The sequence below is a fragment of the Caballeronia sp. LjRoot31 genome, from assembly GCF_964253885.1.
Lineage (GTDB): Bacteria > Pseudomonadota > Gammaproteobacteria > Burkholderiales > Burkholderiaceae > Caballeronia.
The window spans coordinates 2,047,930-2,070,054 of sequence record NZ_CAXURX020000002.1; the positions used below are offsets into that span (position 1 = coordinate 2,047,930).

The 22,125-nt window shown below is 59.9% G+C and carries 20 protein-coding genes; 7 read left to right on the forward strand and 13 right to left on the reverse strand.

Features of this window, described 5'->3' with window-relative positions; translation table 11 throughout:
* Positions 1-575: 575 nt before the first annotated feature.
* A complete protein-coding gene (locus ACSQ8V_RS27435; RefSeq protein ID WP_213766101.1) occupies positions 576-1,763 on the forward strand; it encodes a porin in 1,188 nt (395 codons plus the stop codon).
* Positions 1,764-2,041: 278 nt separating this feature from the next.
* Here ACSQ8V_RS27435 and ACSQ8V_RS27440 read toward each other — a convergent pair whose 3' ends face one another.
* From ACSQ8V_RS27440 to ACSQ8V_RS27470, 7 genes are all read right to left on the reverse strand, one after another.
* A complete protein-coding gene (locus ACSQ8V_RS27440; RefSeq protein WP_213766100.1) occupies positions 2,042-2,911 on the reverse strand; it encodes a proteasome-type protease in 870 nt (289 codons plus the stop codon).
* Positions 2,912-3,163: 252 nt separating this feature from the next.
* Positions 3,164-3,961: a transglutaminase family protein gene (locus ACSQ8V_RS27445; RefSeq protein ID WP_213766099.1), complete on the reverse strand. Its 798-nt coding sequence runs from the start codon at positions 3,959-3,961 to the stop codon at positions 3,164-3,166.
* A 34-nt stretch (positions 3,962-3,995) separates the two neighbouring features.
* Positions 3,996-4,949 (reverse strand): alpha-E domain-containing protein, encoded by a 954-nt coding sequence (locus ACSQ8V_RS27450; RefSeq protein WP_213766166.1) that lies wholly within the window; start codon positions 4,947-4,949, stop codon positions 3,996-3,998.
* A gap of 81 nt (positions 4,950-5,030) precedes the next feature.
* The gene (locus ACSQ8V_RS27455; protein WP_047847114.1) at positions 5,031-6,437 is read right to left on the reverse strand and encodes a circularly permuted type 2 ATP-grasp protein; all 1,407 of its coding nucleotides are present in this window, start codon (positions 6,435-6,437) and stop codon (positions 5,031-5,033) included.
* A gap of 685 nt (positions 6,438-7,122) precedes the next feature.
* Positions 7,123-8,661: an efflux transporter outer membrane subunit gene (locus tag ACSQ8V_RS27460; protein ID WP_436207787.1), complete on the reverse strand. Its 1,539-nt coding sequence runs from the start codon at positions 8,659-8,661 to the stop codon at positions 7,123-7,125.
* A gap of 1 nt (position 8,662) precedes the next feature.
* Positions 8,663-10,231 (reverse strand): DHA2 family efflux MFS transporter permease subunit, encoded by a 1,569-nt coding sequence (locus tag ACSQ8V_RS27465; RefSeq protein ID WP_213766097.1) that lies wholly within the window; start codon positions 10,229-10,231, stop codon positions 8,663-8,665.
* The gene (locus ACSQ8V_RS27470) at positions 10,228-11,424 is read right to left on the reverse strand and encodes an HlyD family secretion protein (protein WP_436207788.1); all 1,197 of its coding nucleotides are present in this window, start codon (positions 11,422-11,424) and stop codon (positions 10,228-10,230) included. The genes ACSQ8V_RS27465 and ACSQ8V_RS27470 overlap by 4 nt, the downstream gene beginning before the upstream one ends.
* Before the next feature lie 498 nt (positions 11,425-11,922).
* On the opposite strand from ACSQ8V_RS27470, the gene ACSQ8V_RS27475 reads away from it, so the two are divergent.
* The gene (locus tag ACSQ8V_RS27475) at positions 11,923-12,321 is read left to right on the forward strand and encodes a hypothetical protein (protein WP_436207789.1); all 399 of its coding nucleotides are present in this window, start codon (positions 11,923-11,925) and stop codon (positions 12,319-12,321) included.
* A 238-nt stretch (positions 12,322-12,559) separates the two neighbouring features.
* Here ACSQ8V_RS27475 and ACSQ8V_RS27480 read toward each other — a convergent pair whose 3' ends face one another.
* From ACSQ8V_RS27480 to ACSQ8V_RS27490, 3 genes are all read right to left on the reverse strand, one after another.
* Positions 12,560-13,042 carry an HU family DNA-binding protein gene (locus tag ACSQ8V_RS27480; RefSeq protein ID WP_213766094.1) on the reverse strand — a complete coding sequence of 161 codons (483 nt, stop codon included), beginning with the start codon at positions 13,040-13,042 and terminating at the stop codon, positions 12,560-12,562.
* A 399-nt stretch (positions 13,043-13,441) separates the two neighbouring features.
* The gene (locus tag ACSQ8V_RS27485) at positions 13,442-13,663 is read right to left on the reverse strand and encodes a hypothetical protein (RefSeq protein WP_436207790.1); all 222 of its coding nucleotides are present in this window, start codon (positions 13,661-13,663) and stop codon (positions 13,442-13,444) included.
* Positions 13,664-13,962: 299 nt separating this feature from the next.
* Positions 13,963-14,283, reverse strand: a complete 321-nt coding sequence (locus ACSQ8V_RS27490; protein WP_436207791.1) for a hypothetical protein — start codon at positions 14,281-14,283, stop codon at positions 13,963-13,965.
* A 678-nt stretch (positions 14,284-14,961) separates the two neighbouring features.
* On the opposite strand from ACSQ8V_RS27490, the gene ACSQ8V_RS27495 reads away from it, so the two are divergent.
* The 3 genes from ACSQ8V_RS27495 (at position 14,962) to ACSQ8V_RS27505 (ending at position 16,478) form a co-directional block, all read left to right on the forward strand.
* Entirely contained in the window at positions 14,962-15,585 is a 624-nt protein-coding gene (locus tag ACSQ8V_RS27495) for a LysE family translocator (RefSeq protein ID WP_213766090.1), read from the forward strand.
* Positions 15,586-15,896: 311 nt separating this feature from the next.
* Positions 15,897-16,061, forward strand: a complete 165-nt coding sequence (locus ACSQ8V_RS27500) for a hypothetical protein (RefSeq protein ID WP_213766089.1) — start codon at positions 15,897-15,899, stop codon at positions 16,059-16,061.
* 255 nt (positions 16,062-16,316) lie between these two features.
* Positions 16,317-16,478: a DUF1328 family protein gene (locus ACSQ8V_RS27505; RefSeq protein ID WP_031363615.1), complete on the forward strand. Its 162-nt coding sequence runs from the start codon at positions 16,317-16,319 to the stop codon at positions 16,476-16,478.
* Positions 16,479-16,613: 135 nt separating this feature from the next.
* Here the strand turns inward: ACSQ8V_RS27505 and ACSQ8V_RS27510 are convergent, their stop codons facing one another.
* On the reverse strand, positions 16,614-18,023 hold the full coding sequence (locus tag ACSQ8V_RS27510; protein ID WP_436207792.1) for a PLP-dependent aminotransferase family protein: 1,410 nt from the start codon (positions 18,021-18,023) through the stop codon (positions 16,614-16,616).
* Positions 18,024-18,194: 171 nt separating this feature from the next.
* On the opposite strand from ACSQ8V_RS27510, the gene ACSQ8V_RS27515 reads away from it, so the two are divergent.
* On the forward strand, positions 18,195-19,523 hold the full coding sequence (locus ACSQ8V_RS27515; RefSeq protein WP_436207793.1) for an aspartate aminotransferase family protein: 1,329 nt from the start codon (positions 18,195-18,197) through the stop codon (positions 19,521-19,523).
* Positions 19,524-19,690: 167 nt separating this feature from the next.
* Here ACSQ8V_RS27515 and ACSQ8V_RS27520 read toward each other — a convergent pair whose 3' ends face one another.
* Positions 19,691-20,185: a DUF6496 domain-containing protein gene (locus ACSQ8V_RS27520; RefSeq protein WP_436207794.1), complete on the reverse strand. Its 495-nt coding sequence runs from the start codon at positions 20,183-20,185 to the stop codon at positions 19,691-19,693.
* A gap of 442 nt (positions 20,186-20,627) precedes the next feature.
* On the opposite strand from ACSQ8V_RS27520, the gene ACSQ8V_RS27525 reads away from it, so the two are divergent.
* Positions 20,628-21,209: a DNA-3-methyladenine glycosylase gene (locus tag ACSQ8V_RS27525; RefSeq protein ID WP_436207795.1), complete on the forward strand. Its 582-nt coding sequence runs from the start codon at positions 20,628-20,630 to the stop codon at positions 21,207-21,209.
* A 27-nt stretch (positions 21,210-21,236) separates the two neighbouring features.
* On the opposite strand, the gene ACSQ8V_RS27530 is transcribed toward ACSQ8V_RS27525, so the two are convergent.
* On the reverse strand, positions 21,237-22,040 hold the full coding sequence (locus ACSQ8V_RS27530; RefSeq protein WP_436207796.1) for an alpha/beta hydrolase: 804 nt from the start codon (positions 22,038-22,040) through the stop codon (positions 21,237-21,239).
* Between the last annotated feature and the right edge of the window lie 85 nt (positions 22,041-22,125).

Here is a 22,125-nt window from a genome sequence, read left to right on the forward strand (position 1 = left end):
GAGTAATCCGCGACACGACAGTTTTCCGTGTCAAAAGCTTGACTGCCGAAACTTCGTCAAGTCGCATGGACTCGCCGCGACGAGTGAGCACAGCGCGTTTGTTGCGCTGGACGCAAAAATGGCGCTCTCAATGAGTAAAGGTGTTGGTAATACGCCACGCGCGAACTCATCTCGCGGTGTCGGACGCTACGCGGCTGCGTCGGGCCGCCTCCCGGCGTAAACCCTCGCCGAGCCATGCGCAGCGCTCCTCTCGCCTGTAAAAGCCTTCCTCGCAAGGGCCTCCCGGCATACCTCGCTTATAACGCCGAATTAGTAAAAAACTAATAAAAAGCGCCCATTCTCGCTGAACCAATTGCGTTAAAAGGAACTTTATGACGGCATCCATGCTAATGCGCTTTCGCTAGATGAATCAACGGCTAAAGCCTTGACAGGCTTGCCTTACAAGACATCACACGGTCGACCATAAAGTGTCTTTTTTTCGAGACATGTTTTAATTTTTCAGTTCTTAAGTTTTGTAACGCTGCGTTATTCTCTGCGCCGGCAACAACGAATTTAATCCTAGCGTGGAGAACCTGATGAAACGTTTCGCACTGACTTCCCTTTCGCTGGCATTGCTCGGCACGGCTGGCGTGGCTCACGCGCAAAGCAGCGTAACTCTGTATGGCTTGATCGATGAGGCTGTTGGTTATGTTGGCCACGCGTCCGGCAACGAGAAGCAGGTCGGCCTCTTTGCCGGCAACTTGTCCGGTGACCGTTGGGGCGTGAAGGGTACGGAAGACTTGGGCGGTGGTTTGAAGGCAATTTTCCAATTGGAAAACGGCTTCAACCTCAATACGGGCGGATTGGGTCAAGGTGGTCGCGAATTTGGCCGCCAGGCATTCGTCGGCTTGACGGCTGATAAGCTCGGTACCGTCACGATCGGTCGTCAATACGATCCGCTCGTCGACATGGTGCAAGGCATCACGGGTGACAACTACTGGGCGTCGATCGTCGGTACGCCGGGCGACGTTGACAACTACGACAACAGCTTGCGTGTTTCGAACACGGTGAAGTATGTTTCGCCGAACTACGCCGGCCTGCAATTCGAAGGCTTGTATGGCTTCAGCAACCTGGCTGGCACGACGGGTCAAGGCCAGACGTGGAGCGGTGCAGTTGCGTATAACAACGGCCCGTTGGGCTTGGCTGCTGGTTACTTCTACGCAAGCAACCCGAGCGCAGGCCGTACGGCTGCAGCAGGATCGGTCTGGAGCGCCAACCAGTCGTCGGACTCGATTTTCGACGGTCCGATCAACAGCGGCTACACCTCGGCTCACTCGCTCAGCATCGCTCGTGCAGCAGCTCAGTACGCTATCGGCCCGGTAACGCTCGGCGCTTCGTACAGCAATGCGCAATACGCTCCGGACGCCTTGTCGGCATTCACGTCGACGCAGAAGTACAACATCGGCAGCGTGTTCGCGAACTACCAGCTTACGCCGGCTTTGCTGGTCGGTGCAGGCTACACGTACGAGAAAGCTAGCGGCGACACGGCTGCCAAGTACCATCAAGTGGGTATCGGCGCGGACTACACGGTGTCCAAGCGTACGGACTTCTATGCAGTCGGCGCTTACCAGCACGCAAGCGGCACGCAAGCTGTGTACACCACGAACGCAGCAGGCCAGACGGTTCGCGTAGACCAAGCAGCCCAAGCATCGATCGGTTCGTTCGGCTTCGCCGGTACGAGTTCGCAAGAAATGGTGCTCGTCGGTATCCGTCACAAGTTCTAAAGCCGGACCCGGTGCGCAGCAGTTCAGTGCATAGCGCGCCGATTTCGACTGCGGTTCAAAAACAGCCATCGGCTCCGCCGATGGCTGTTTTTTTATGCGCGCAGGGTATTGACCGGCGGTTCACGGCGATCAATATGCCAAAGCCAAAAACAAGAACGGCCCAATCTGCGTAAAGCCGATCGGGCCGTTCTTGTTCAGGCTACCTGTCTTGCAGAGTTTCCAGCACGCGCTCTCAAACCGCCTCTACTAATCTACTAAATTACCAATCCCAGTCCGGTTCAATGCTGCGACTGCCCGCTTTCCGGCTGCATCAAGGTCTGAAACGGCGGCGCTGACGTATCGGGTTCGGCCCGCAGATCGCTGCCTGTCACGCGCGGCACGTTCGATACCGTTTCGCGCGCCCGTAGCGGCACATTGGCAGGATCGGCCCAGGTCGGATTAGGAATCTCCCCGAAAATCTGCCGCAGCCGTTCACCCCAGGTGCGATGAATCATCTGGAAATAGTGGTTGTCGTTATCGATTGTGGAGAACCGCGTGACCCGCAACGCGTCCTTCTCATACACGAGCAGATCGAGCGGTAATCCCACTGATAAATTGGACCGCAGCGTGGAGTCCATTGACACCAGCGCGCATTTCGCGACTTCGTCCAGCGGCGTGGACGGTGTGACAACGCGATCGATGATCGGTTTGCCGTACTTCGATTCACCGATCTGGAAATACGGGCTGACCTGCGACGACTCCACAAAGTTACCCGCTGAGTAAATCATGAACAGGCGCGTATTCGCCCCGCGGATCTGGCCGCCGAGAATGAAGCTGCAATTGAAGTCGACGCTGAATTCCGCAAGCGTAGCCGCATCCCGCCGATGTACCTCGCGCACCGCATCGCCCACCAGCCGCGCCGCTTCCGCCATGGTAGGTACGTTATACAGCGTGGGTTTATCTTCGGGCGCCGGTTCCGACAGCAGTTGCATGACTGCCTGCGTCAGGGCGAGATTGCCCGCGGCGAGGAGCACGAGGACACGGTCGCCGGGCTGCTCGAAGACTGCCATCTTGCGGGCTGCGCTCACATGGTCGACCCCGGCATTCGTGCGGGTGTCGGACAGGAACACCAGTCCTTCGTCGACGCGCATTGCCACGCAATAAGTCATGCGTCCAATTCCTGAAAGAAGCAAATACGTATTGTAATCGGGTAATCGGGTCATCGCCCGGATCGGGCTGATCGAGGTGACTCGTGCACAGGCATGAGTCCTCCGCCAAACGCGCCGCCTCCCGTCACCCGGTCAAGGTGCGGTAAACCAGGCCGCGCCACCTCACCTTCTAATAGTTATCGGCAGATGGGGGCGCGGCTTGAATGTTCCGGCGGCGCCGGAGGAATACGAGCGCCGCGACCGACGTGTCACTCACTGGTCGGCCGAGGCCTGCACGGAGACGTCAACGCTCATGCGCTCTTCCTTGCCGCCCACGCGCGAGCCGCGCACAGGTGCGGCCGCCTCATAGTCGCGCGCAACCGCGAGCCGGCAGTAGCGGCCGCTGGCGAACGCTGTGTGCGTAACGTCCACTGACACCCATCCGTCGTCGATCCACACATCTACCCAAGCGTGGCTTGCCGCGTGCGGGACATCGCCTGGATCGATGTAACCGCTCACATAGCGCGCCGGGAGGCCCCGGGCGCGGCAGCACGCCAACATGATGTGAGCGTGATCCTGGCACACGCCGTTACCGAGCTGCAGCGCCTGAGCAGCCGTGCTCGTGACCTCGGTTACGCCCGCCTTGAACTGCACCCTGGCTTCAATATTCTCCGCCAGCGCAATCAGCGCCGACGGTGAGTCGAGCTTGGGCACCGAGTTCGCGAGTTCGCGGATCACTGCGTCCGGCTCGGTCAGCGCGGTCGCACAGGTGTAGTGCTGGAGCGGAATCCGGCCGGGACCGTCGTTGAGGCGGCCGCCGTCGAGCAACGTGGTTTCCACCTGACCGGTCACGGAAAGATGGATCTCCATGTGCGGTTTCGTCAGCACCAGCGTATGCAGCGTGTTGGCGTAGGCATCGCGGGTGACGTCGAGCTTGCCCACTGTGTCGATATTCCAGCGCCGCACCATCTGCGCCGACCCGTTGGCGGGCGTCATGCGCAGTTGCTGGATGGAGTACTGCACGGGCACGGCGTAACGGTAGCTTGTGTGATGACGAATGGTCAGAAGCATGATGGTTTCCAGGACGGATGCGGGACGGACGCGTTCAGGCGAGAGGCAACATGAGGAAGGTGCGCATCACGCGAACACCGAGCTCATCGACCCGTTTCAGGAATTGCGTCAGATAGGCGTGCACTCCGGTTTCAAGGATCTGGCGGATATCCATGTACAGCACGTCCGCGCGCAGCTTGCCGGCGAAACGTTCACATTCGTTCGAGCCGCTGGTGCGCAACTTGTCGAGCGTCGCGCAGACCCCGTCCAGCGACGCCAGCAGCGAGCGCGGCATCTGCGAGTTGAGGATCAGCAGTTCCACTACTCGCGACGGCGTCACGACGTCGCGATACACCTTCCGGTAGATTTCCAGCGCGGACACTGAACTCAAGATGGAGGTCCAGTAGTAGAAGTCTTCCAGTTGACGGGCGGCTTCGCGCGAGTTCGGTTCGGCATCGGCGAAACGCACGTCCAGGATCCGCGCCGTGTTGTCCGCGCGTTCCAGGTACATGCCGAGCTGGATGAACCAGAAGGCGTCGTCCTGAAGCGCGGTGCCGACCATCACCCCGCGACACAGATTCGAGCGGTACTTGACCCATTCGAACAGCATGTCGGGGCTTTTTCCCAGCTCGCCCACGGCGAGTTTTTCGCCGAATTCGAGCCACGTGAAATTGATGGTCTCCCACGCTTCCGTGGTCAGGGTCCCGCGTACGGCACGCGCGTTTTCGCGAGCCGCGTGCAGGCACGAAATGATGCTCGACGGATTGCCGGTATCGGCGACCATGAAGTGCAGCATGTCTTCGCGCGAATCCGAGCCCGGGAAACGCTCCTCGAACCTGGATTCAAGTTCCGAAATACGGAGTACCGAGCGTTGTGCGCGGGCGGCCTGATCCGGCGTCTGCGGCAGCAGCATGCCCTTCAGGTTGATGTCGAGCATGCGGGCGGTATTTTCCGCTCGCTCCATGTAGCGAGCCATCCAGAAAAGGTGATCGGCTGTGCGGCTTAGCATCATGATGGCGTTCCGTTGTTGTGTGGCGCGCGCGGGCGCAGCGCTTGGAAGCACGCCCGTGCGAACAATCCCGGTGGGTGCTTAGTCCACCATCCAGGTGTCTTTCGTGCCGCCGCCCTGCGACGAATTCACGACGAGAGAACCCTCCTTCAACGCCACGCGAGTCAGGCCGCCGGCGGCCATCGTCACTTCTTTACCCGACAGCACGAACGGCCGCAAGTCGATATGGCGCGGCGCGATACCCGATTCCACGAAGGTCGGGCAGGCGGAGAGCGCCAAGGTAGGCTGGGCGATATACCCATCCGGCCGCGCGATCAGGCGTTCGCGGAACGCCTCGATTTCGGCTTTCGTCGATGCCGGCCCGACCAGCATGCCGTAACCGCCCGCGCCGTGAACCTCCTTCACGACCAGCTCGGGCAGATGCGCGAGCGTGTAGGCGAGATCGTCGGGCTTGCGGCACTGGAACGTCGGCACGTTGTTCAGGATCGGGGTTTCGCCGAGATAGAACTCGATCATGTCCGGGACGAACGGATAGATGGATTTATCGTCGGCGATACCCGTGCCCATCGCGTTGGCCAATGCCACGCGGCCCGCGCGATACGACGTCAGCAGGCCCGGCACGCCGAGCGCCGAGTCAGTGCGGAACGCGAGCGGGTCCATGAAGTCATCGTCGAGCCGCCGGTAGATCACGTCGACGCGTTTCGGCCCTTGCGTCGTGCGCATGAACACGTAGTTTTCATCGACGAAGAGGTCCTTGCCCTCCACCAGCTCCACGCCCATTTGCTGCGCGAGGAACGAGTGCTCGAAGTACGCCGAGTTGTACATGCCGGGTGTGAGCACCACCACGTTGGGGTCGTCCACGCCGGCGGGTGCGATCGAGCGCAAGGTTTCGAGCAGCAGATCCGGATAATGCGCGACCGGGGCAATGCGGTTTTGCACGAACAATTCGGGGAAGAGCCGCATCATCATCTTGCGGTTTTCGAGCATGTACGACACGCCCGACGGCACCCGCAGGTTATCTTCAAGTACGTAGAACTCGCCCGCGTCACCCGCGCGCACCACGTCCACGCCAGCGACGTGCGCGTAGACGTCGAGCGGCACGTCCACGCCCTGCATCTCCGGGCGATATTGCGCGTTCGTGTACACCTGCTCGGCGGGAATCTTCCCCGCCCGGACGATGTCGTGATCGTGGTAGACGTCGCGGATAAACATGTTCAACGCGCGTACCCGCTGTCGGAGGCCAGCTTCCAGCTTGCGCCATTCATCGCCGGGGATGATGCGCGGGATCATGTCGAAGGGAATCAGGCGCTCGGTGCCCGACAGATCGCCGTTCACGGCAAACGTGATGCCGACACGCCTGAACAGCAGATCGGCTTCCGCACGCTTGCGTGCGATGGTTTCGGGGCTTTGAGTGGAAAGCCACCGGGAGAAACGTGCGTAGTGCGCCCGCACGGTTTCCTCGTGACGCATTTCGTCGTAGATCTGCATCTTGCGTCCTTTTTTGATCGCGGCCTGGTGCCGCCTGTGCGTGGAAATGCCGCTCGATACCGCTCTTCAAGCTGGGCCACGCCTGTCCGACGCTTCGGTAGTTTCAGTATCTACAATTAAGCAACAGACGTGCCATTTTTTCTACTACTTGTTTTTACTCATTGTTTTGGCGGGTTAGGGGGGAGTTTGCTTCAAATGAGTGCGGTGGGGGCGGTGGGGTGGTTGATGGGGTGGAGGGGGCGCCCTGTTTTGGTGCGGGAGGGATGTTCGTTCGCACTTGGGGTTGGGGTGGTCTGGTTGGGCGGTTTTGGGGTTAGCGGTCGGGGTCAATGCCGGGGTGGTGCTTTCGGTCGTGGTGGTCTGCGTGAGTCGGATTTTCTCTTTATCACTGTTAGCCACTGTGCGTGGCAGCACGTCATTTCTTTGTCCAAAGCGACAAAGAAACGAAGCAAAGAAAACGCTTTCAACCACGCTACCCTAAGTGTCCACAGCGTGCAGTTTTCATTCATAGGTGCCCCAAAAGCACGGTGCTCGCCAGAGCCACCGATGTTTGAACCCCTCCTTCTCGCGAATCCTGACACGAACACGCTTCGCCCCCAACGCTCTCGGGCAAGCACCAGTTGCCAAGGAATCGGCACGGCCTTAACTGTCTTCGCCAAGTGTTTTCATCGTGCTGTCTGCCCCCTCACCGAACTCCCACCGCCTCCGGTGTGCCCTGCCATCCGCCTCCCAGCGCCTTATATACAGCGATCAGATCCGTCGTCACACTTACCGTCGATTGCGCCAGTTGTTGCCGCGTCTCAGCCAACTGCCGCTCCGCATCCAGAACAGTAATGAAACTCACCAGGCCCTTCCGGTAACTGTCGGTCGCAAGCTGCAAACTGATCCGGTTAGCCTCCACCGTACGCGTCAGCGCCTCGCGACGGTCCTGGTCCGTCCGGTACGATACCAACGCATTATCCACGTCCTGCAACGCCTTCAGCACCGTCGAGCGATATTGCAGCGCCGCCTGACCCGCCTGCACCTTCGCTATCCGCACGTTCGCCCGCAACGCACCACCTTCGAAAATCGGCAGCGAAATGCTAGGCCCGACCGTCCAGAACAAACTCGACCAGTGCGCCAGATATTTCGCCTGAGTAGCACGCGTTCCCACAGTCCCCGTCAACGATACATCCGGGTACATCTGCGCCACCGCCACTCCAATCTCAGCAGTCGCCGAATGCAAATCACTCTCCGCACGACGAATGTCAGGACGCCGCCGCGCCAACGTGGACGGCAAACCAATCGGTACGCTCGGCGGCACCGGCGGCACAGCCCCCGCCACCTCCAACTCCGCATCCAACGCCCCCGGCGCACTGCCGGTCAATACGGCAAGGCCATTCATCGCCTGCGCAATCTGTGCATCGAACTGCGGTAACTGCGCCTGCAACGATCCCACCTGCGCTGTCGCGCTCTCCACGTCGCTCTCGCTCGTCAGCCCCACCCGTGCCTGTTCACGGGTCAGATCAAGGATCTGCTGCTCCGAATCGATCTCGGCCAGCGTGATCCGCTTCAGTAGTTGCGCCCCGCGCAGCTGCGAATAGGTCTGCGCAACCTCCGCTTCGAGCGAGACAAGCGCATCGTTACGGTTCTCTATCTCCGACTCCGTCTGCGCATTCGCAGACTCCACCGAGCGCCGCACTCGCCCGAACAGATCAAGTTCCCAGGAGGCATCGAAACCATCCTGGAACAGGTTCACCGGAGCCGTCAAGGAATTCAGGGCGCTGGTCGCGCTCGCGCTGTTCGACCCGAGCGCATTGACCTTGTCGTAGATACCCTGCGATTGCAGCAAACCCTTCAGGCCCAGTTGCTCACGCTTATAGCTCGCGTTCGCACTGACTTGCGGCAACCCCTGCGCGCCCGATACCACCGCCTGTTCACGCGCCGCCGCAATGCGCAGCACGGCGCCCTGCAAATCCAGATTGCCCGCCGCCGCACGGTCGATCAGCGAGTCCAGCGTGGCATCGTTGAATTGCCGCCACCAGCGAGGATCGGGGTCCGCATTGGTATCGACCAGCGACGGCACGCTGGCATGGGGGAAACGCATGTCATCGGGCGGGTTCTGCGCGCGCTGCAGATCGTGCCAGTTGTCCCGCGCTTTTGCGTCGGGCGGCGTGAAATTCGGACCGACCGAACACGCGCCGGCGAGCATGGAAAGCAGCAGCGGAATCAAGCGTTTGCTCATCTCAATGCCCTCCCCCGCCACCCGCGGCTTTCACCGGCGAAAAGAAAAAGGTGATCGGCACGAAACACAACGCAAAGATCGCCACCGCGCCGAACACGTCCAGATAGGCCAGGATCGTGGACTGCGAAATGTATTGCTTGTACATCAGACCGGTTGCCGTGGTCATGGCCTGCTGCATGGTCTGCCCCATGTCCATCAACGTGTGCGTGAGACGTTGTATCGAATCGTTGTAGTTCGGGTTCAACGGCGTCATATGCACGGCCATGTGCGCCATGTTCGCCTGCGTGCGCTCGACAATCGCAGCGGTGGAGAGCGAAATTCCAATCGATCCCGCCACGTTGCGGAACATGGTGAACAACGCGGAAGCATCCGCATTCTCCGATGCTTTCAGCGTCAGATAAGCCAGCGTGGTGATCGGCACGAACAGGAACGCGATGGCGATGGATTGCGAACTTCGCATCATGGTCAACGTCTTGAAGTCGATGTTCGGCACCAGGTGATGCGTATAAAACAACGCACACGCCATGAGGAAAAAGCCGAAACCGACCAGGTAACGGGTTTGTATGATCGGCATCAGCTTGCTCACCACCGGAATGATGGCCACGATCATCATCGCGCCCGGCGACAACACCAGCCCCGCGAGCGTCGCGGTATAACCCAGTTGCTGCTGGGCAAGCTGAGGCACAAGCACCGCACTTCCGTAAAGGATCGTTGCAAAACCCGCCATGCATACCGAACCCAGCGCAAAATTCCTGTCCTTGAATACTCGTAGATCGACCACCGGTTTCTTCGCGTAAAGCAACCAGAAGATCGCGCCGACTATGCCGATCGCCGACAGGATCGCGAAGGTCGTGATGAAACCCGACTTGAACCAGTCGTCGTCCTCGCCGCGATCGAGGAACACTTGCAGGCAGCCGAGACCCAGCGCAATCAATCCAATGCCGATGAAATCGAGCCCCAGTTCCTTGCGATCCTTTTTCCGCTCCCACGGCGGGTCTTCAACAAACTGCATCACGGCAATGGTCGTGATCACGCCGATCGGCACGTTGATCAGGAACACCCAGCGCCACGTGAGATTGTCGGTGATCCAGCCGCCGAGCGTCGGCCCAATCACCGGCGCCACCACGATCGCCACGGCCGAGATCGAGAACGCCCGGCCGCGCTGCTCGGGCGGAAAGGTATCGAGGATGATGGACTGCTGGTTCGGTTGTAATCCACCACCGAAGAAGCCTTGCAAGACCCGGAATACGATCAGTTGCCACAGGTCGGTGGCCAGGCCGCACAGCAGCGAACAGACCGTGAATGCGCCGATGCAGATCAGGAAATATCGCTTACGTCCCAGCAGTTTCGAGAAAAAAGCGGAGATGGGAAGCACAATGCCGTTCGCGACAAGATACGCGGTCAGCGTCCAGGTGGCTTCGTCGTAACTCGCGGACATCGCGCCCGAAATGTGCGGCAACGCGACGTTCACAATGGTGGTGTCGAGCACTTCCATGAACGCCGCAAGCGTGACCACGACCGCAATCAGCCAGGGGTTCGACTTCGGTTTCCAGCCGGAATGGTCGCTCATTTCAACATCACCTTCGGCACCACGGAAAGTCCGAGCGGCAGCGGCAGGTCGGGCTGCATCCCACTATCGATCAGGATCTTCACCGGCACGCGCTGCACGATCTTCACGAAGTTGCCCGTCGCATTCTCAGCAGGGAAAGCCGAAAAACGCGAGCCGCTGCCGAGCTGGATACTATCCACGTGACCGTGCAGTTTCAGATCAGGATAGGCATCGACGGATACATCCACCGGATCACCCGGGCGCATGCGCTCGAGTTGCGACTCCTTGAAGTTGGCCGTGACCCAGACGGTGGTAGTCACCAGTGAGAAAATCGACGTGCCCGCCTGCAGGAAAGTGCCGTACTGCACGTTGCGTTTGGTGACCCAGCCGTCCGCAGGCGCGCGCAGTTCCGAGTAAGACAGGTTCAACGCGGCCGCTTCCACCTGCGCCTCGGCCTGTTCAACCTGCTGCCGGCGTTCCTCTACCGTTGCCTGCGCCTGGCTGATTTGCTGGGGAACCAGGCTCGCGGTTTTCACCTGCGCCTGTGCCTGCGCGACGTTGGCCAGCGCGCTCTTTTGCTGGGCCGTCGCGGTATCGATGTTTTGCTGCGATGTCGCCCGGACATCGACGGCACGCTGCCGTTCGTAAGCCGCGCGGGTCTGCGCCAGGCTCGCTTGCGCGCTTTGTTCCTGAGCCTTCGCCTGCGTCAGTTGGGCTGGATATTGCACGCGGGCAATATCCAGTTGCACTTGAGCCGCGTTGAGTTGTGCCTTCGCCAGGCCAAGTTGAGCGTTCGCCTGGTCCAGTTGAGCCTGATAGTCGCGCGGATCGATCTTGATCAGCAGATCGCCCTTGTGGACGAACTTGTTGTCGCCCAGGTTCATGACCACGACGTAGCCCGAGACCTTCGGCGCGATCATCACTGCATCGCCGTCGGTGTACGCGTCGTCGGTACTGACCTGATTGCGGGTCGAGAACAACCAGATCAAACCACCCAGGATCAGCAGCACCACAACGATCGCCAGGATGATCAGCGGCTTTTTGCCCGGGCCTTTCTTTTCCCCGTTGGATTTGTCGTCGGATTTGTCGTCGGATTTGTCGTTGGACTTGTCCTGGCCGCCGTTTTTATCGTTATCGTTTTTTTGCCCGCCGCGGTTTGAATCATCCCCGGCCTTGTCTTCGTTATGGTCAGGTCGTGCGTCTTGATCTGGCATCAGGCCCTCTCTCACTCATTGAAACGCGGAATGACACAGGTGTCTGGCCACTCCCCAGGTCGCAGGTCGACAGAATGGGAATCTCTTGCTGTTGAACTTTTTTCTTCTTTTCACGCGACGATTCAGCGTAAGGGCAAGCCTTAAGCAAGCCACGTGCCGTCGTTACTGAGTGGCGGGTGAGCCGCTTTCAGTTTGTTTTCAGATGGTTATACCCGCGCCGGGGACATTCAATTCGGCCCGGGTTTCAAGCGTCTTTATTGTGTTGCCCCTGTTTTGGCGCGAAAGCCGTACGGCTTCCACACCTTTTATGCTTGGCTGGACGCTCTGCCTCACTGCGATCGTTTCAGGTAAATGGCCGCGTAAATGTGACATTGACAGCGCGTTCCTACCCGCGCTTTTTATCCGGCATCGGTGTTGCTTTCCTTCTCGAACTTCCAGCGCAGCATTGCGTGTGGGTTCGAAAACTATCTCGCCGCTTTTTCTTCGAAGGATTTCGTCATGCTGACCGACCAGGAAATCTCATCGCTTCAAGACGTCGTGCCGCACCTTCTCAGTGAAGCTAAAACTGCTTCGCCCGATAACGCCAGCTTCATCTTCACCATGGAACTCGGAACGCATCTTCAGCCTGGGCTGCGTATCCGCGCGCCGAATTTTTCCATCGATTCCGCGCCGCCGTTTCCGCTGAATCTTTTCGTCGGCATCCCGATAGACGAACTGCGAACGCTCGCGCATGCAACTCCCACACAACGCGATCAACTCATCGCTCACTTCGGCGTCACGTTCTCGCCTCGCCTCCTGCGCGCGATCCAGCGCTTCGATGCGCATACCATCGACTATGACGCGGGTTGCCAAAGTGAGCCGGGACCGTCGACGGTGATCCTTGAAGAGCCGGTTTGAGCCGAGCCTTCGCGCCACGCTAAGCCACACTTTGTTACGCGAAACCCGGGCAGAGCTCGACAGGAATTGCTGTTTGGACATCAGCCATCACGTTCGAACGTCGTTGTCATCCAGCCTCGCATCATCGGAAGAAGGCAAAAAAATGGCCGGTTTCCTCGCGGAAACCGGCCATTTTTTTTCGACTACGGTTCGCCTCTACTCCTGCGCTGCCATAGTCCTTCGATGCTGTTCCGTCAGCTTACGCTGCGGCGTCCTTCAACTTCTTCAACGCACGTGCCTTGATACGCACGCTCGCCGGCTTTGCATCGAACCAACGGTCTTCACCCGAGAACGGGTCCTTGCCGAAGCGCTTCTTCTTCGCCGGCACGACTTGCGCTGTAATCTTCAAGAGGCCCGACAGCGTGAACTCGCCTGCACCCTTCTTGTGAACCGCACCGAGGATGGTGTCCTCGAGTGCCGACAAGACGGCCTTCACTGCTTTCAGGTCGACAGTCGCACGGTCCGCCAGATGCGCGGCGAGCGATGCCTTCGTGAACGTGTCCTTGATCGGCGACAGCGTTGCCGTCGTCTTCACGGCCGCTTTCTTCGCCACAGTAGCCGGCGTCGATGCGGCCTTCTTGGCAGCTACCTTCTTGACGGGCGCTGCTGCAGTTTTCGTTGCAGCCTTGGGAGCAGCTTTGGTCGCAGCTTTCTTGGCGGCGGTTTTTGCGGAAGTCGGCATGTTTCTCCTACCTGTTGAGGTCAGTGTTTTTAGAATACGGTCGCGTGAATGCATCCGTATCAACGCCGGATTCTACAAGCGCCATTGAACTTCGTGCGAGTCTTTTTGTGTTTCTAAGCCTTTTTTTAAGGGGTTTTCGTTACAACCGTCTTTTTTAAGGCGACAAGGATAGCTGCGCGATCAACTGATAGTGATCCGATACCACCTGAGACAAGCGAACTTCGATGCACATCCACCCGTACAAGACGCTCGCCCGGATGCGGTCCAAAGTGAACAATGGATGGCGGGATCCGCAGGATCACGACGACGATCAAGCCGCGTTTTACCCCGATTCGCTGAACTTGTTCACTCACGCTCCCGTCACGCGCCGCACGATGTCGCGACCGGGCCATTGGCCCATCAGATAGCTGACCGCAGCCGTAGCGAGCGTCCCGCGAGCGCATAAAAGCTGCCCCAGGCTGCGTCAAACACCAGACCCGTGGATGTAGTCAGCAGCGTGATCGCCACGGATATCGCTGCGGTCAGCACGTAAGCTGGCACGATCGCGAGCGGCGCGAGCGCCAAGACATCGATACGTTGGGCCACTTGTGTGAGCGCTTTCAGATTGAGCGCATCGCCCAAGCGGCGTCCAATGCCAGGCCGCCGCAAAACCGACGATCGCCATCGCGAGCAACGCAAACCCGCCAATCAAACGACGCGGCGTCTCGACCGGCACGAACTGTCCAACGCATTCGTCCGGCTCGACCGGTTTCTCCGGATCGATCAACGCTTCGGGCGGCACAGGATCCCGCGCGACTTCACATACTCGAGCGCGTGAACCCTACCGTCTCCCCCGATATCGATCGGCTCGTCGTCGATCACCATCAATTTGCTGTGCACATTCACGCAACCCGTTTCAAGCGGCGGCACGCTCGGCAACGTCAGGCGATACCGGTCGTGAGAAATCCGTGCAGCCGTGCGCGCAGCACGCCCATTGTCATTTCCTGGAGCCAGCCGCGCTGCTTGCCTGCCGCGACAATGGCGAGATCGAGACCATCGGGCTTCTCAAGGGTCTCGCTCGCAAGCGGCCCGATGGCGCGCGCGGCGTCGCCGTCGAACATGGTATGGACATCGTGAAAGAGTTGATACGGTTGCTCGTTCACATCGCGGCGATGCGGATTCGCAACGGCATGCTCAGGAGTGTCCCGGCGCGAACACGTCAGATCGAGGCCGCGGACGAATGCAAGCTTGTCGTCGATCATCACCCTCTTCTGGTGATGCCCCCATTGGATGTTTGCCGTCCATCTGGAACGAGACCCGCCGGTGCGTCCGCCATCCCATCTTGCAGACCGGCAACCACTCGCGCCCGAACGCATGAAGCATCGCGAAATCCCACGCGGGCATGTCAATGCGCAGCCGTTTTTGGGTCGCCGCAACATCATGCAGGAAGCCGCCGAGCGCGTCGGGTAACCATCGCCGGCAGCTTTCGGCTTGAATTGCATGCGGCTGTCGATATCCCAGCCGAAGATGAACACCATGCATGATGGCCGCGTGATCGCCTTCGTAAGGATAGGAAAATAATCCGAGCCGTCGATCGGCGGGCTAAAACGATCAGCTTGCCGAACGCTGTCGCAATTGCAGCCCGGTTGAAAAACGCTTCGGTGCTCATGCGGCCACCGGGTTCGAACGGATCCTCGAACGGATTTGTCGGCCGCAAAAAGCGCTGAACGTGGGATGGATCGTGTCGATCAAGTAAGAGTTCCTATGACAATTTTTTGCAAGCGCAGTGCCCGATTGCGCGCTGTGCGCAATCGGGCACACCGTACAGGAAATGATTCAATCATCTGTACCGGTACTGTACAGATCACATCTCATACACTGACGCCAGCGGATTACCGATCCGACTCAGTTCTCGTCTCAGGGAAACACCAGGAAACACCATGCATCTCGACACTGCCGCCTTGCTGACAGCCCTCCCCGCCGCCGTGCTGTTCGCGCTCGTCACCACTATCACGCCCGGTCCGAACAACACCATGCTGCTTGCGTCGGGGGTGAACTTCGGATTGCGCCGCACGGTGCCGCATGTGCTTGGCATCAGCGTTGGCGTCGCCATTCTGATGGTGCTGGTCGGTCTCGGCGTGGGGCAGGCATTTGCGCGTTTCACCTGGGCTTACACGTTGCTTGAAACCTTAAGCGTGGCGTACCTGCTGTATCTCGCGTGGAAGATCGCGACCTCCGCGACCATGCAGGTTCGCGACGGCGAGCGTCGGCCCATGCGGTTTATCGAAGCAGCCGCGTTTCAATGGATCAACCCGAAGGCATGGATGATGGTGCTGACAGCCGCGACCACTATCCATTTGCATTCAAGCTTTTCGCTCAATGCCGTCTTCATGGCGGTGGTGTTCATCGTCGTCGGATTGCCGTGCATCACCCTGTGGGCCGCGTTCGGCACGTCCATGCGGCGCCTGCTCACGCAACCGCGCTGGCTGCGCGCTTTCAACTGGACAATGGCTACGCTGCTCGTGTTGTCGTTGTATCCGATCGTCGAGCGTGCGTTGGCGTAATGGCATGGTTACGTGATAACGGACGTATTGAAGTAACCACGTAACCAGTGGTTCCGGCGTTGCACGCGCGGCGCGCCGATTTGGTGGTTCCGGGTTCAGATCCAGCCTATTTTTTCGTAGGCGGCGCATACTGGTTCATGCCTGCCCGTCGCGCAAAATATGCAGCCTGATTGCAACTTTGGCCGTAAAAAGCGGCAAGAAATGCGCACACTCCGTTATCCCGGGGGATCGACAGGCATGTACGAAGCTTGCTGCCCGATCAACTCGCGCCGCTGTTGGCGCAGCTTTGAAATCTCCCAAGGAGTTACGCCATGTCTGGAGCAAACCGCCCGTCCGGTCCCGCAACACGCAAGTCCCTCGATCTCGCCGATCAAATTGAACGCGATGAACTCGAGAACCAACTGCCGGATGCGCTAAACCACGCCGACGATGACGACCTCGACGACGAACCCGACAACGGCAAGCCCCGCCGATAACATTTCTCCTCCATTCCCGCGCCGGTTGGCGCGTCTTCCAAAGCCGCACTCGCGCAACGCAGTGCGGCTTTTTTGCGCGTGGATCTTTTTGCGCCCTGTTTTCCGAGGCGAAGGGTTCTGGGCACGGCGGTTGCTCTAAATTCGGGCGTCGCGGGATACAGCGGCACACTGGCGGCACAGTTCAAGCAGTCAAGGCGGCGAAGGCGTCAAGCCAGCACGCAAACCAATCCGATAATCGACCCTTTGGAGGGCTTCATGCTTCGATACGCTGTCATCTTTTTCATCATCGCGATCATCGCGGCGTTTTTTGGCTTCGGCGGTATTGCGAGTGGTGCAACCGAAATTGCGAAGATCCTGTTCTTCATCTTCATCGTGATCTTCCTGGCAACGTTGTTGCTCGGCGTGTTCCGGAGATGAAGCAGCAGGCCGGCGTTTGATCGATTGATCCAATGCCCGAACGCTGGTCGCACAGGACGAAAAAGCCTCGCTTGAATCTCGATTCTCGCGAGGCTTTTTCATTTGGCGGATCAGCCGATCATGGGCAATCACGCTTTAGCGTTCGATCCACTTCTCGATAAACCCCCACAACGCGTCGTCGGTGGAATACGGCACGTTGAAGCGAAACCAGTTGCTCGCGGCATCGCCTGGACGGAAGTACGAACCTGGCGCGAGCCAGATGCCGTCTTCCAGCGCCTGCGTAGCCAGGTCGCTCGCTTGTTCGGGTTCAACCGGTAACCGTGCCCACACGAACAAGCCTGCACGCGGCCGATGAAACAGCTCAAGCCCGAGCGCGTCCATCCGGTCCTCGACCTGCGCGTGCGCGTCCTTGAGTTTTTCGGTGACGGATTCCACGTGACGCGCATAACGCCCTTCAGTCAGCACCTTCTCGACAATGCGTTCCGTCGCCGCCGATGAAGTCAGCCCCACCGCCATCTTTGTACGCGCCAGTTCACGCAGCACATCACGCTCGGCGACCACATACCCGCAGCGCAATCCCGGCGTGATCGTCTTCGAAAATCCGCCGACGTACAGCACGCGGTTCAAGCCTTCCATGGCGGCCAGAAGCGGCGCACCGGGCGGCGCGAGTTCGCGGTTCACATCGTCTTCCACCACCCACAGGCCATAGCGTTCCGCGATCTGCAACAGGCGAAACGCCGCCGCCATGCCGAAGGTCGCACCGGTCGGGTTCTGCAGCGTCGTGTTGAGAAAGATGGCCTTGGGACGATGCTCGATCACCAGTTGCTCAAGCACGTCGTTGTCGATTCCTGCCGGCGTGCGCGGCACGCCTCGCACGACGAGACCACCCAGTTGCAGGATCTGCAGCAGATTGCAGTAACCCGGATCTTCCACAATGACCGTATCGCCGGGACGTAGTAACGTGCGCACAATCAGGTCGAGTGCCTGCGTAGCCCCGGCGGTCAGCAACACGTTCGTAGCCGGGTCGGCGGGCAAACCATAGCGGTCCAGTTGCTCGGCAATCCGCTCGCGCAACGGCGCAAAACCGTACGGGTGCCCGTAGTCGGCCATGCGCGCCGCCGGCACGCGGCTGATCGAGCGCAACGCGTGATGCAGCCCGCTTTCATTGACCCATTCGTTGGGCAGCCAGCCGCAGCCGGCTTTGATCGGCACGGAATGATCGGCGAAGACATCGGACAGGAGCCAGGTCGCCGTGAGGCTCGGCGGTTGCCATGCCACGGCGCGCTTGTGAGCGGCCGGCGCTCGCGGCGCCACCCGATAACCCGAGCCGCGCCGCGCGATGACGAGGCCCATCGACACGAGACGTCCATACGCTTCCGTTACCGTGAAGGTGCTCAGCCGCTCGGCCTGCGCGAGCTGGCGCACCGAAGGCAGCAACGCGCCGGCGCGCAATGCCTGCTGCTCGATGGCGCCGGAAAACGCCCGCACCAGTTGTTCGACGAGCGTCGCCTGCGCACGGTCACGGTCCAGCTGAAGTTCGATCATGAGTCGGCAGGAAGAGGATGATCAAGGGATGATCAAGGTTGACCGCCCAAAATGGATGACCAATACAGTTTGCACCATTTTGCCAGCACAGTTCTCTCCGCGACAGGACAACTGTCTATGCCGCGGGTTTTTATCGAGGACTACATTGCGTGTTCTAACAGGAGATTTCCCATGACTTCGCGCCCCGTCATCGACGACCTTTCGTCGTTCTGGATGCCTTTCACCTCCAACCGGCAGTTCAAAGCTGCACCGCGCCTGATCGAGGGCGCCAAGGGCATGTACTACCGCGCGACCGATGGCCGCGAGATTCTGGACGGCTGCGCCGGCCTGTGGTGCGTGAATGCAGGCCATTGCCGCGATGAAATCGTCGCCGCGATCCAGCAGCAAGCCGCCACGCTCGACTTCGCGCCGACCTTCCAGATGGGCCATCCGCTCGCGTTCGAAGCGGCCACGAAGGTGGCGGCGATCATGCCGGAAGGCCTCGACCGCATCTTCTTCACGAATTCCGGCTCCGAATCCGTCGATACCGCTCTGAAAATCGCCCTCGCTTATCACCGCGCACGCGGCGAAGGCCAGCGCACGAAGCTGATCGGCCGCGAGCGCGGGTATCACGGCGTGGGATTCGGCGGCATATCGGTCGGCGGCATTGGGCCGAACCGCAAGACGTTTTCAGGCGCGTTGCTGCCTGGCATCGACCATCTGCCGCACACGCACGCGCCTGAACACAACGCGTTCTCGAAGGGCCAGCCCGTGTGGGGCGCGCATCTCGCCGATGAACTCGAACGCATCGTTGCGCTGCACGATGCATCGACAATCGCTGCCGTGATCGTGGAGCCGCTGGCGGGATCGACGGGGGTGCTCGTGCCGCCGCAGGGTTACCTGCAAAAGCTGCGCGAAATCTGCACGAAGCACGGTATTTTGCTGATTTTCGATGAAGTCATCACGGGCTTCGGCAGGCTCGGCAAAGCGACAGCGGCCGAATATTTCGGCGTGACGCCGGACCTGATGACGCTGGCAAAAGCAATCAACAACGCTGCCATTCCAATGGGCGCGGTGGCTGCGCATCGCAACGTGCATGACACCATCGTCAATGCAGGCGCGACGAACAGTATCGAGCTGTTCCACGGCTACACGTATTCGGCGCACCCCATGGCCGCCGCCGCCGCGATCGCCACGCTTGACCTCTACGCACGCGATCAATTGTTTGAACGGGCGGCATCGAAGGCACCGAAGTTCGAAGCCGCCGCTCATGCGTTGCGCGATGCGCCTCACGTGAAAGACGTGCGCAATCTCGGCATGGTGGCCGGTATCGAACTGGAATCTCGCGATGGCGCGCTGGGCGCGCGGGCCTACGAAGCGTTCGTGAAATGCTTCGAGGCAGGCGTTCTGGTGCGCTACACAAGCGATATTCTTGCGTTCTCGCCACCGCTGATCATTGAAGATGACCAGATCGAGCAGATTTTCAGCACAGTTCGCAAGGTGCTCGAAACGGTGAAATAACGCGGTTTCGATAGCCGCATACGGTCATTGATCCATGCGACTGCGAGTGATTCACAAGCTGTTGTACAAGCTCAAAGGCCGTTCTGGCGCGATCCGGAACGGCCTTTTTCTTTGCGAAAGCAGCGAATGCAACCTGCTTACGTACGAACCGCTGCACGAACCGCGCTCTAGCGCGCATGCCGCGCCGCGCCCGCCTTCGACGCCGCCTTGCGGCGCGTCTGCCAGCCCTTCTTGGCGGAAGCCGAACGGTCAGCCGCGGAACGCCGGCTTGCGCTCGCATGCGTCTGCTTCGACAGCGACTCGTGCGAAGCGGCCTTGGTGCCCTCACGTTTGAGAACCCGCGTGGACGTCGCGGAACGTTTCGACTTCGATTCCGTGCTCGCGCTGCGTTGGGTCTTGTGCTGACCGGCGTGAGTGTCCTTCGCGGCTTTCTTGCGAGTGGCCGCAGACGCGGCGCCCTTCTTCGGCGCTTTCACGCCCACCCCCGACCTGCGCGCCTCCGATAACCCGATCGCGATCGCCTGCTTCGCGGATTTCGCACCGTGCTTGCCTTCGCGCACGTGATCGATCTGTTCCTTCACGAACGCGCCAGCCTGCGTGCTGGACGATTTCCCCGCACGTTTGGCCGCGTGGGCACGTTCGATGGTTTTCTTCTCAGGCATGATCACACTCCTTTGAGAGAACGTCGTTGGATTACCAGTAACGAGCGCAGCAACGCGCGTGCCATATCTCGCTGTTGGGAGGTTGAGGCCTAAGCGGTTTTCTCAACACATCGCTCATCAATGCCCAGTTGTTCTTTGAGCCCGGCCCATCCTTTCGGCGTCACCTGCAAGGCCCGGGAATTTTTCAAGCGGCGTAGCCACCCCTTCGCGCAAAGCTGCGTCATGAACGCGACCGCCCAACGCCTGGAATGAGCCCGGTTTTGTTGGCGCTTGAAAGATTCGGCCGGCCGCGCTGGTGCCGCGCGGATTCACGCGCGCTAGTGGACGGAGAATGATGCCCGCGGCAAAATCAAGGTGCCGGACCTCCGCTGCAAACGAGAAATCCTGGCCGCCATGGCGAAATCCGCACAGCACTCCGCCGGTGTGAACCCCTCCTTCAATCATGCCCAAATCATCCCGCACTGTGACACCCATCGACTTCAACGCGCCGTCCGAACAGGTCGCGCGCCGCCTGATCGGCGCGATCTTCACCGTCGATGGCGTCGGCGGCAGGATCGTCGAGACAGAAGCCTACGATCGCGAAGATCCGGCCTCGCATACCTTCTCCGGGCTCACCCCGCGCAACGCTGTCATGTTCGGCCCGGCTGCCCATGCATATGTGTATCGCTCATATGGAATTCATTGGTGCCTAAATTTCGTTTGCCGCGAAGAAGGCCACGGTGCGGGGGTATTGATCCGCGCGATCGAACCACTCACCGGTCTCGATGCCATGCGTCAACGTCGCGGCCTCGAACCGTCAAGGCTCTTGTGCTCGGGACCAGGACGCGTCGCGCAAGCATTGGGGATCACGCACGGCAACAACGGCATGTCGCTGCTCGAAGCGCCGTTTCATATCGAAGCGCCGGAGGAGGAATTTCCGCTCGCGATGGGGCCGCGCATCGGCATCACCAAGGCAATGGACGTGCCCTGGCGTTTCGGACTCGCCGGATCGAAATTTCTCAGCAAGCCGTTCCCGAAAGTCTGATCAAAACAATTTAATAAGGGTTCCGAATTACTTCCAATTCTCCATCAATTGAGCCAGCGCCTTGAGTTGCAGACCATCGGGGTCGGCAAGGTCGTAGAGAATGGAAAAGTGGTCTGCTCCAGGCACCGGCACGTAAGTCACACGCTCACCCGCCTCAGCGCACGCGTGGGCATAGTCATGCGAATGGCGAATGAGTTCGGGCCGTTCCGCGTCGCCGACGGAGACGACCATCGGTGCTCCGTGAGCGATGTGCCGCATCGGGCTGAAGCGCGTGATTTCCTCCGCCGATAACCCGAGCTTGTCGTTCAGCCGCCCCGCGCTGATGGGTTCGAGATCGAAGAGGCCGCTAACGGGCAGTGCGTATTTGACCGCCGGATGATGACGATGCATTGCCGTGAGATGACCGCCCGCGGAATGGCCGCCGAGTATGAGTGTCGTGTGGCCTTGCTCGACGAGGAAGTCGAGTAATCGTCCGATCTCGCCGGCAATTTGCGTCATCGGAGCGGTGGGCGCCAGCGTGTATTCCGCTACGACCACGTTCATGCCACGGGCAAGCGGTCCCTGCGCGGCGAAGGCACAGAGCTCTTTATCGCAGCTTTGCCAGTAACCGCCGTGGACAAAAACGAAAGTCGGCGCGGAGGATTGATCGCCGTTCGACACCGGGAAGAAGTCGAAGCGCTCGCGAGGGGCGGGTCCGTACCTGACGTCGAGTTCCCCCGGATGCGATGCGTAGAAGGCTGCGCTGCGGGTCTCAAAATCGGCGGGGGGATCGCCATTGCTGTAGGCGGCGTCGAGGGTCGCGCGGTCCATGGTGCGCCACGGGGATTGCATGTGGTTTATCTCCTGGAAAAGTGCGGGCGTGAGGAGAGTTTACAGGTTGCGAGGGGTTCTCAGTTTCTATCGTTGCGCGCAAAGC

What these genes read in the sequence shown, in the direction of transcription:
- ACSQ8V_RS27520 (WP_436207794.1), bottom strand. Translation starts at nt 20,185, where the DNA reads ATGCCTGAGAAGAAAACCATCGAACGTGCCCACGCGGCCAAACGTGCG.
- ACSQ8V_RS27475 (WP_436207789.1), top strand. Translation starts at nt 11,923, where the DNA reads ATGCTGACCGACCAGGAAATCTCATCGCTTCAAGACGTCGTGCCGCAC.
- ACSQ8V_RS27515 (WP_436207793.1), top strand. Translation starts at nt 18,195, where the DNA reads ATGACTTCGCGCCCCGTCATCGACGACCTTTCGTCGTTCTGGATGCCT.
- ACSQ8V_RS27480 (WP_213766094.1), bottom strand. Translation starts at nt 13,042, where the DNA reads ATGCCGACTTCCGCAAAAACCGCCGCCAAGAAAGCTGCGACCAAAGCT.
- ACSQ8V_RS27525 (WP_436207795.1), top strand. Translation starts at nt 20,628, where the DNA reads ATGCCCAAATCATCCCGCACTGTGACACCCATCGACTTCAACGCGCCG.
- ACSQ8V_RS27505 (WP_031363615.1), top strand. Translation starts at nt 16,317, where the DNA reads ATGCTTCGATACGCTGTCATCTTTTTCATCATCGCGATCATCGCGGCG.
- ACSQ8V_RS27445 (WP_213766099.1), bottom strand. Translation starts at nt 3,961, where the DNA reads ATGCTTCTGACCATTCGTCATCACACAAGCTACCGTTACGCCGTGCCC.
- ACSQ8V_RS27440 (WP_213766100.1), bottom strand. Translation starts at nt 2,911, where the DNA reads ATGACTTATTGCGTGGCAATGCGCGTCGACGAAGGACTGGTGTTCCTG.
- ACSQ8V_RS27490 (WP_436207791.1), bottom strand. Translation starts at nt 14,283, where the DNA reads ATGATCGACGACAAGCTTGCATTCGTCCGCGGCCTCGATCTGACGTGT.
- ACSQ8V_RS27460 (WP_436207787.1), bottom strand. Translation starts at nt 8,661, where the DNA reads ATGAGCAAACGCTTGATTCCGCTGCTGCTTTCCATGCTCGCCGGCGCG.
- ACSQ8V_RS27530 (WP_436207796.1), bottom strand. Translation starts at nt 22,040, where the DNA reads ATGCAATCCCCGTGGCGCACCATGGACCGCGCGACCCTCGACGCCGCC.
- ACSQ8V_RS27500 (WP_213766089.1), top strand. Translation starts at nt 15,897, where the DNA reads ATGTCTGGAGCAAACCGCCCGTCCGGTCCCGCAACACGCAAGTCCCTC.
- ACSQ8V_RS27495 (WP_213766090.1), top strand. Translation starts at nt 14,962, where the DNA reads ATGCATCTCGACACTGCCGCCTTGCTGACAGCCCTCCCCGCCGCCGTG.
- ACSQ8V_RS27510 (WP_436207792.1), bottom strand. Translation starts at nt 18,023, where the DNA reads ATGATCGAACTTCAGCTGGACCGTGACCGTGCGCAGGCGACGCTCGTC.
- ACSQ8V_RS27470 (WP_436207788.1), bottom strand. Translation starts at nt 11,424, where the DNA reads ATGCCAGATCAAGACGCACGACCTGACCATAACGAAGACAAGGCCGGG.
- ACSQ8V_RS27465 (WP_213766097.1), bottom strand. Translation starts at nt 10,231, where the DNA reads ATGAGCGACCATTCCGGCTGGAAACCGAAGTCGAACCCCTGGCTGATT.
- ACSQ8V_RS27450 (WP_213766166.1), bottom strand. Translation starts at nt 4,949, where the DNA reads ATGCTAAGCCGCACAGCCGATCACCTTTTCTGGATGGCTCGCTACATG.
- ACSQ8V_RS27435 (WP_213766101.1), top strand. Translation starts at nt 576, where the DNA reads ATGAAACGTTTCGCACTGACTTCCCTTTCGCTGGCATTGCTCGGCACG.
- ACSQ8V_RS27455 (WP_047847114.1), bottom strand. Translation starts at nt 6,437, where the DNA reads ATGCAGATCTACGACGAAATGCGTCACGAGGAAACCGTGCGGGCGCAC.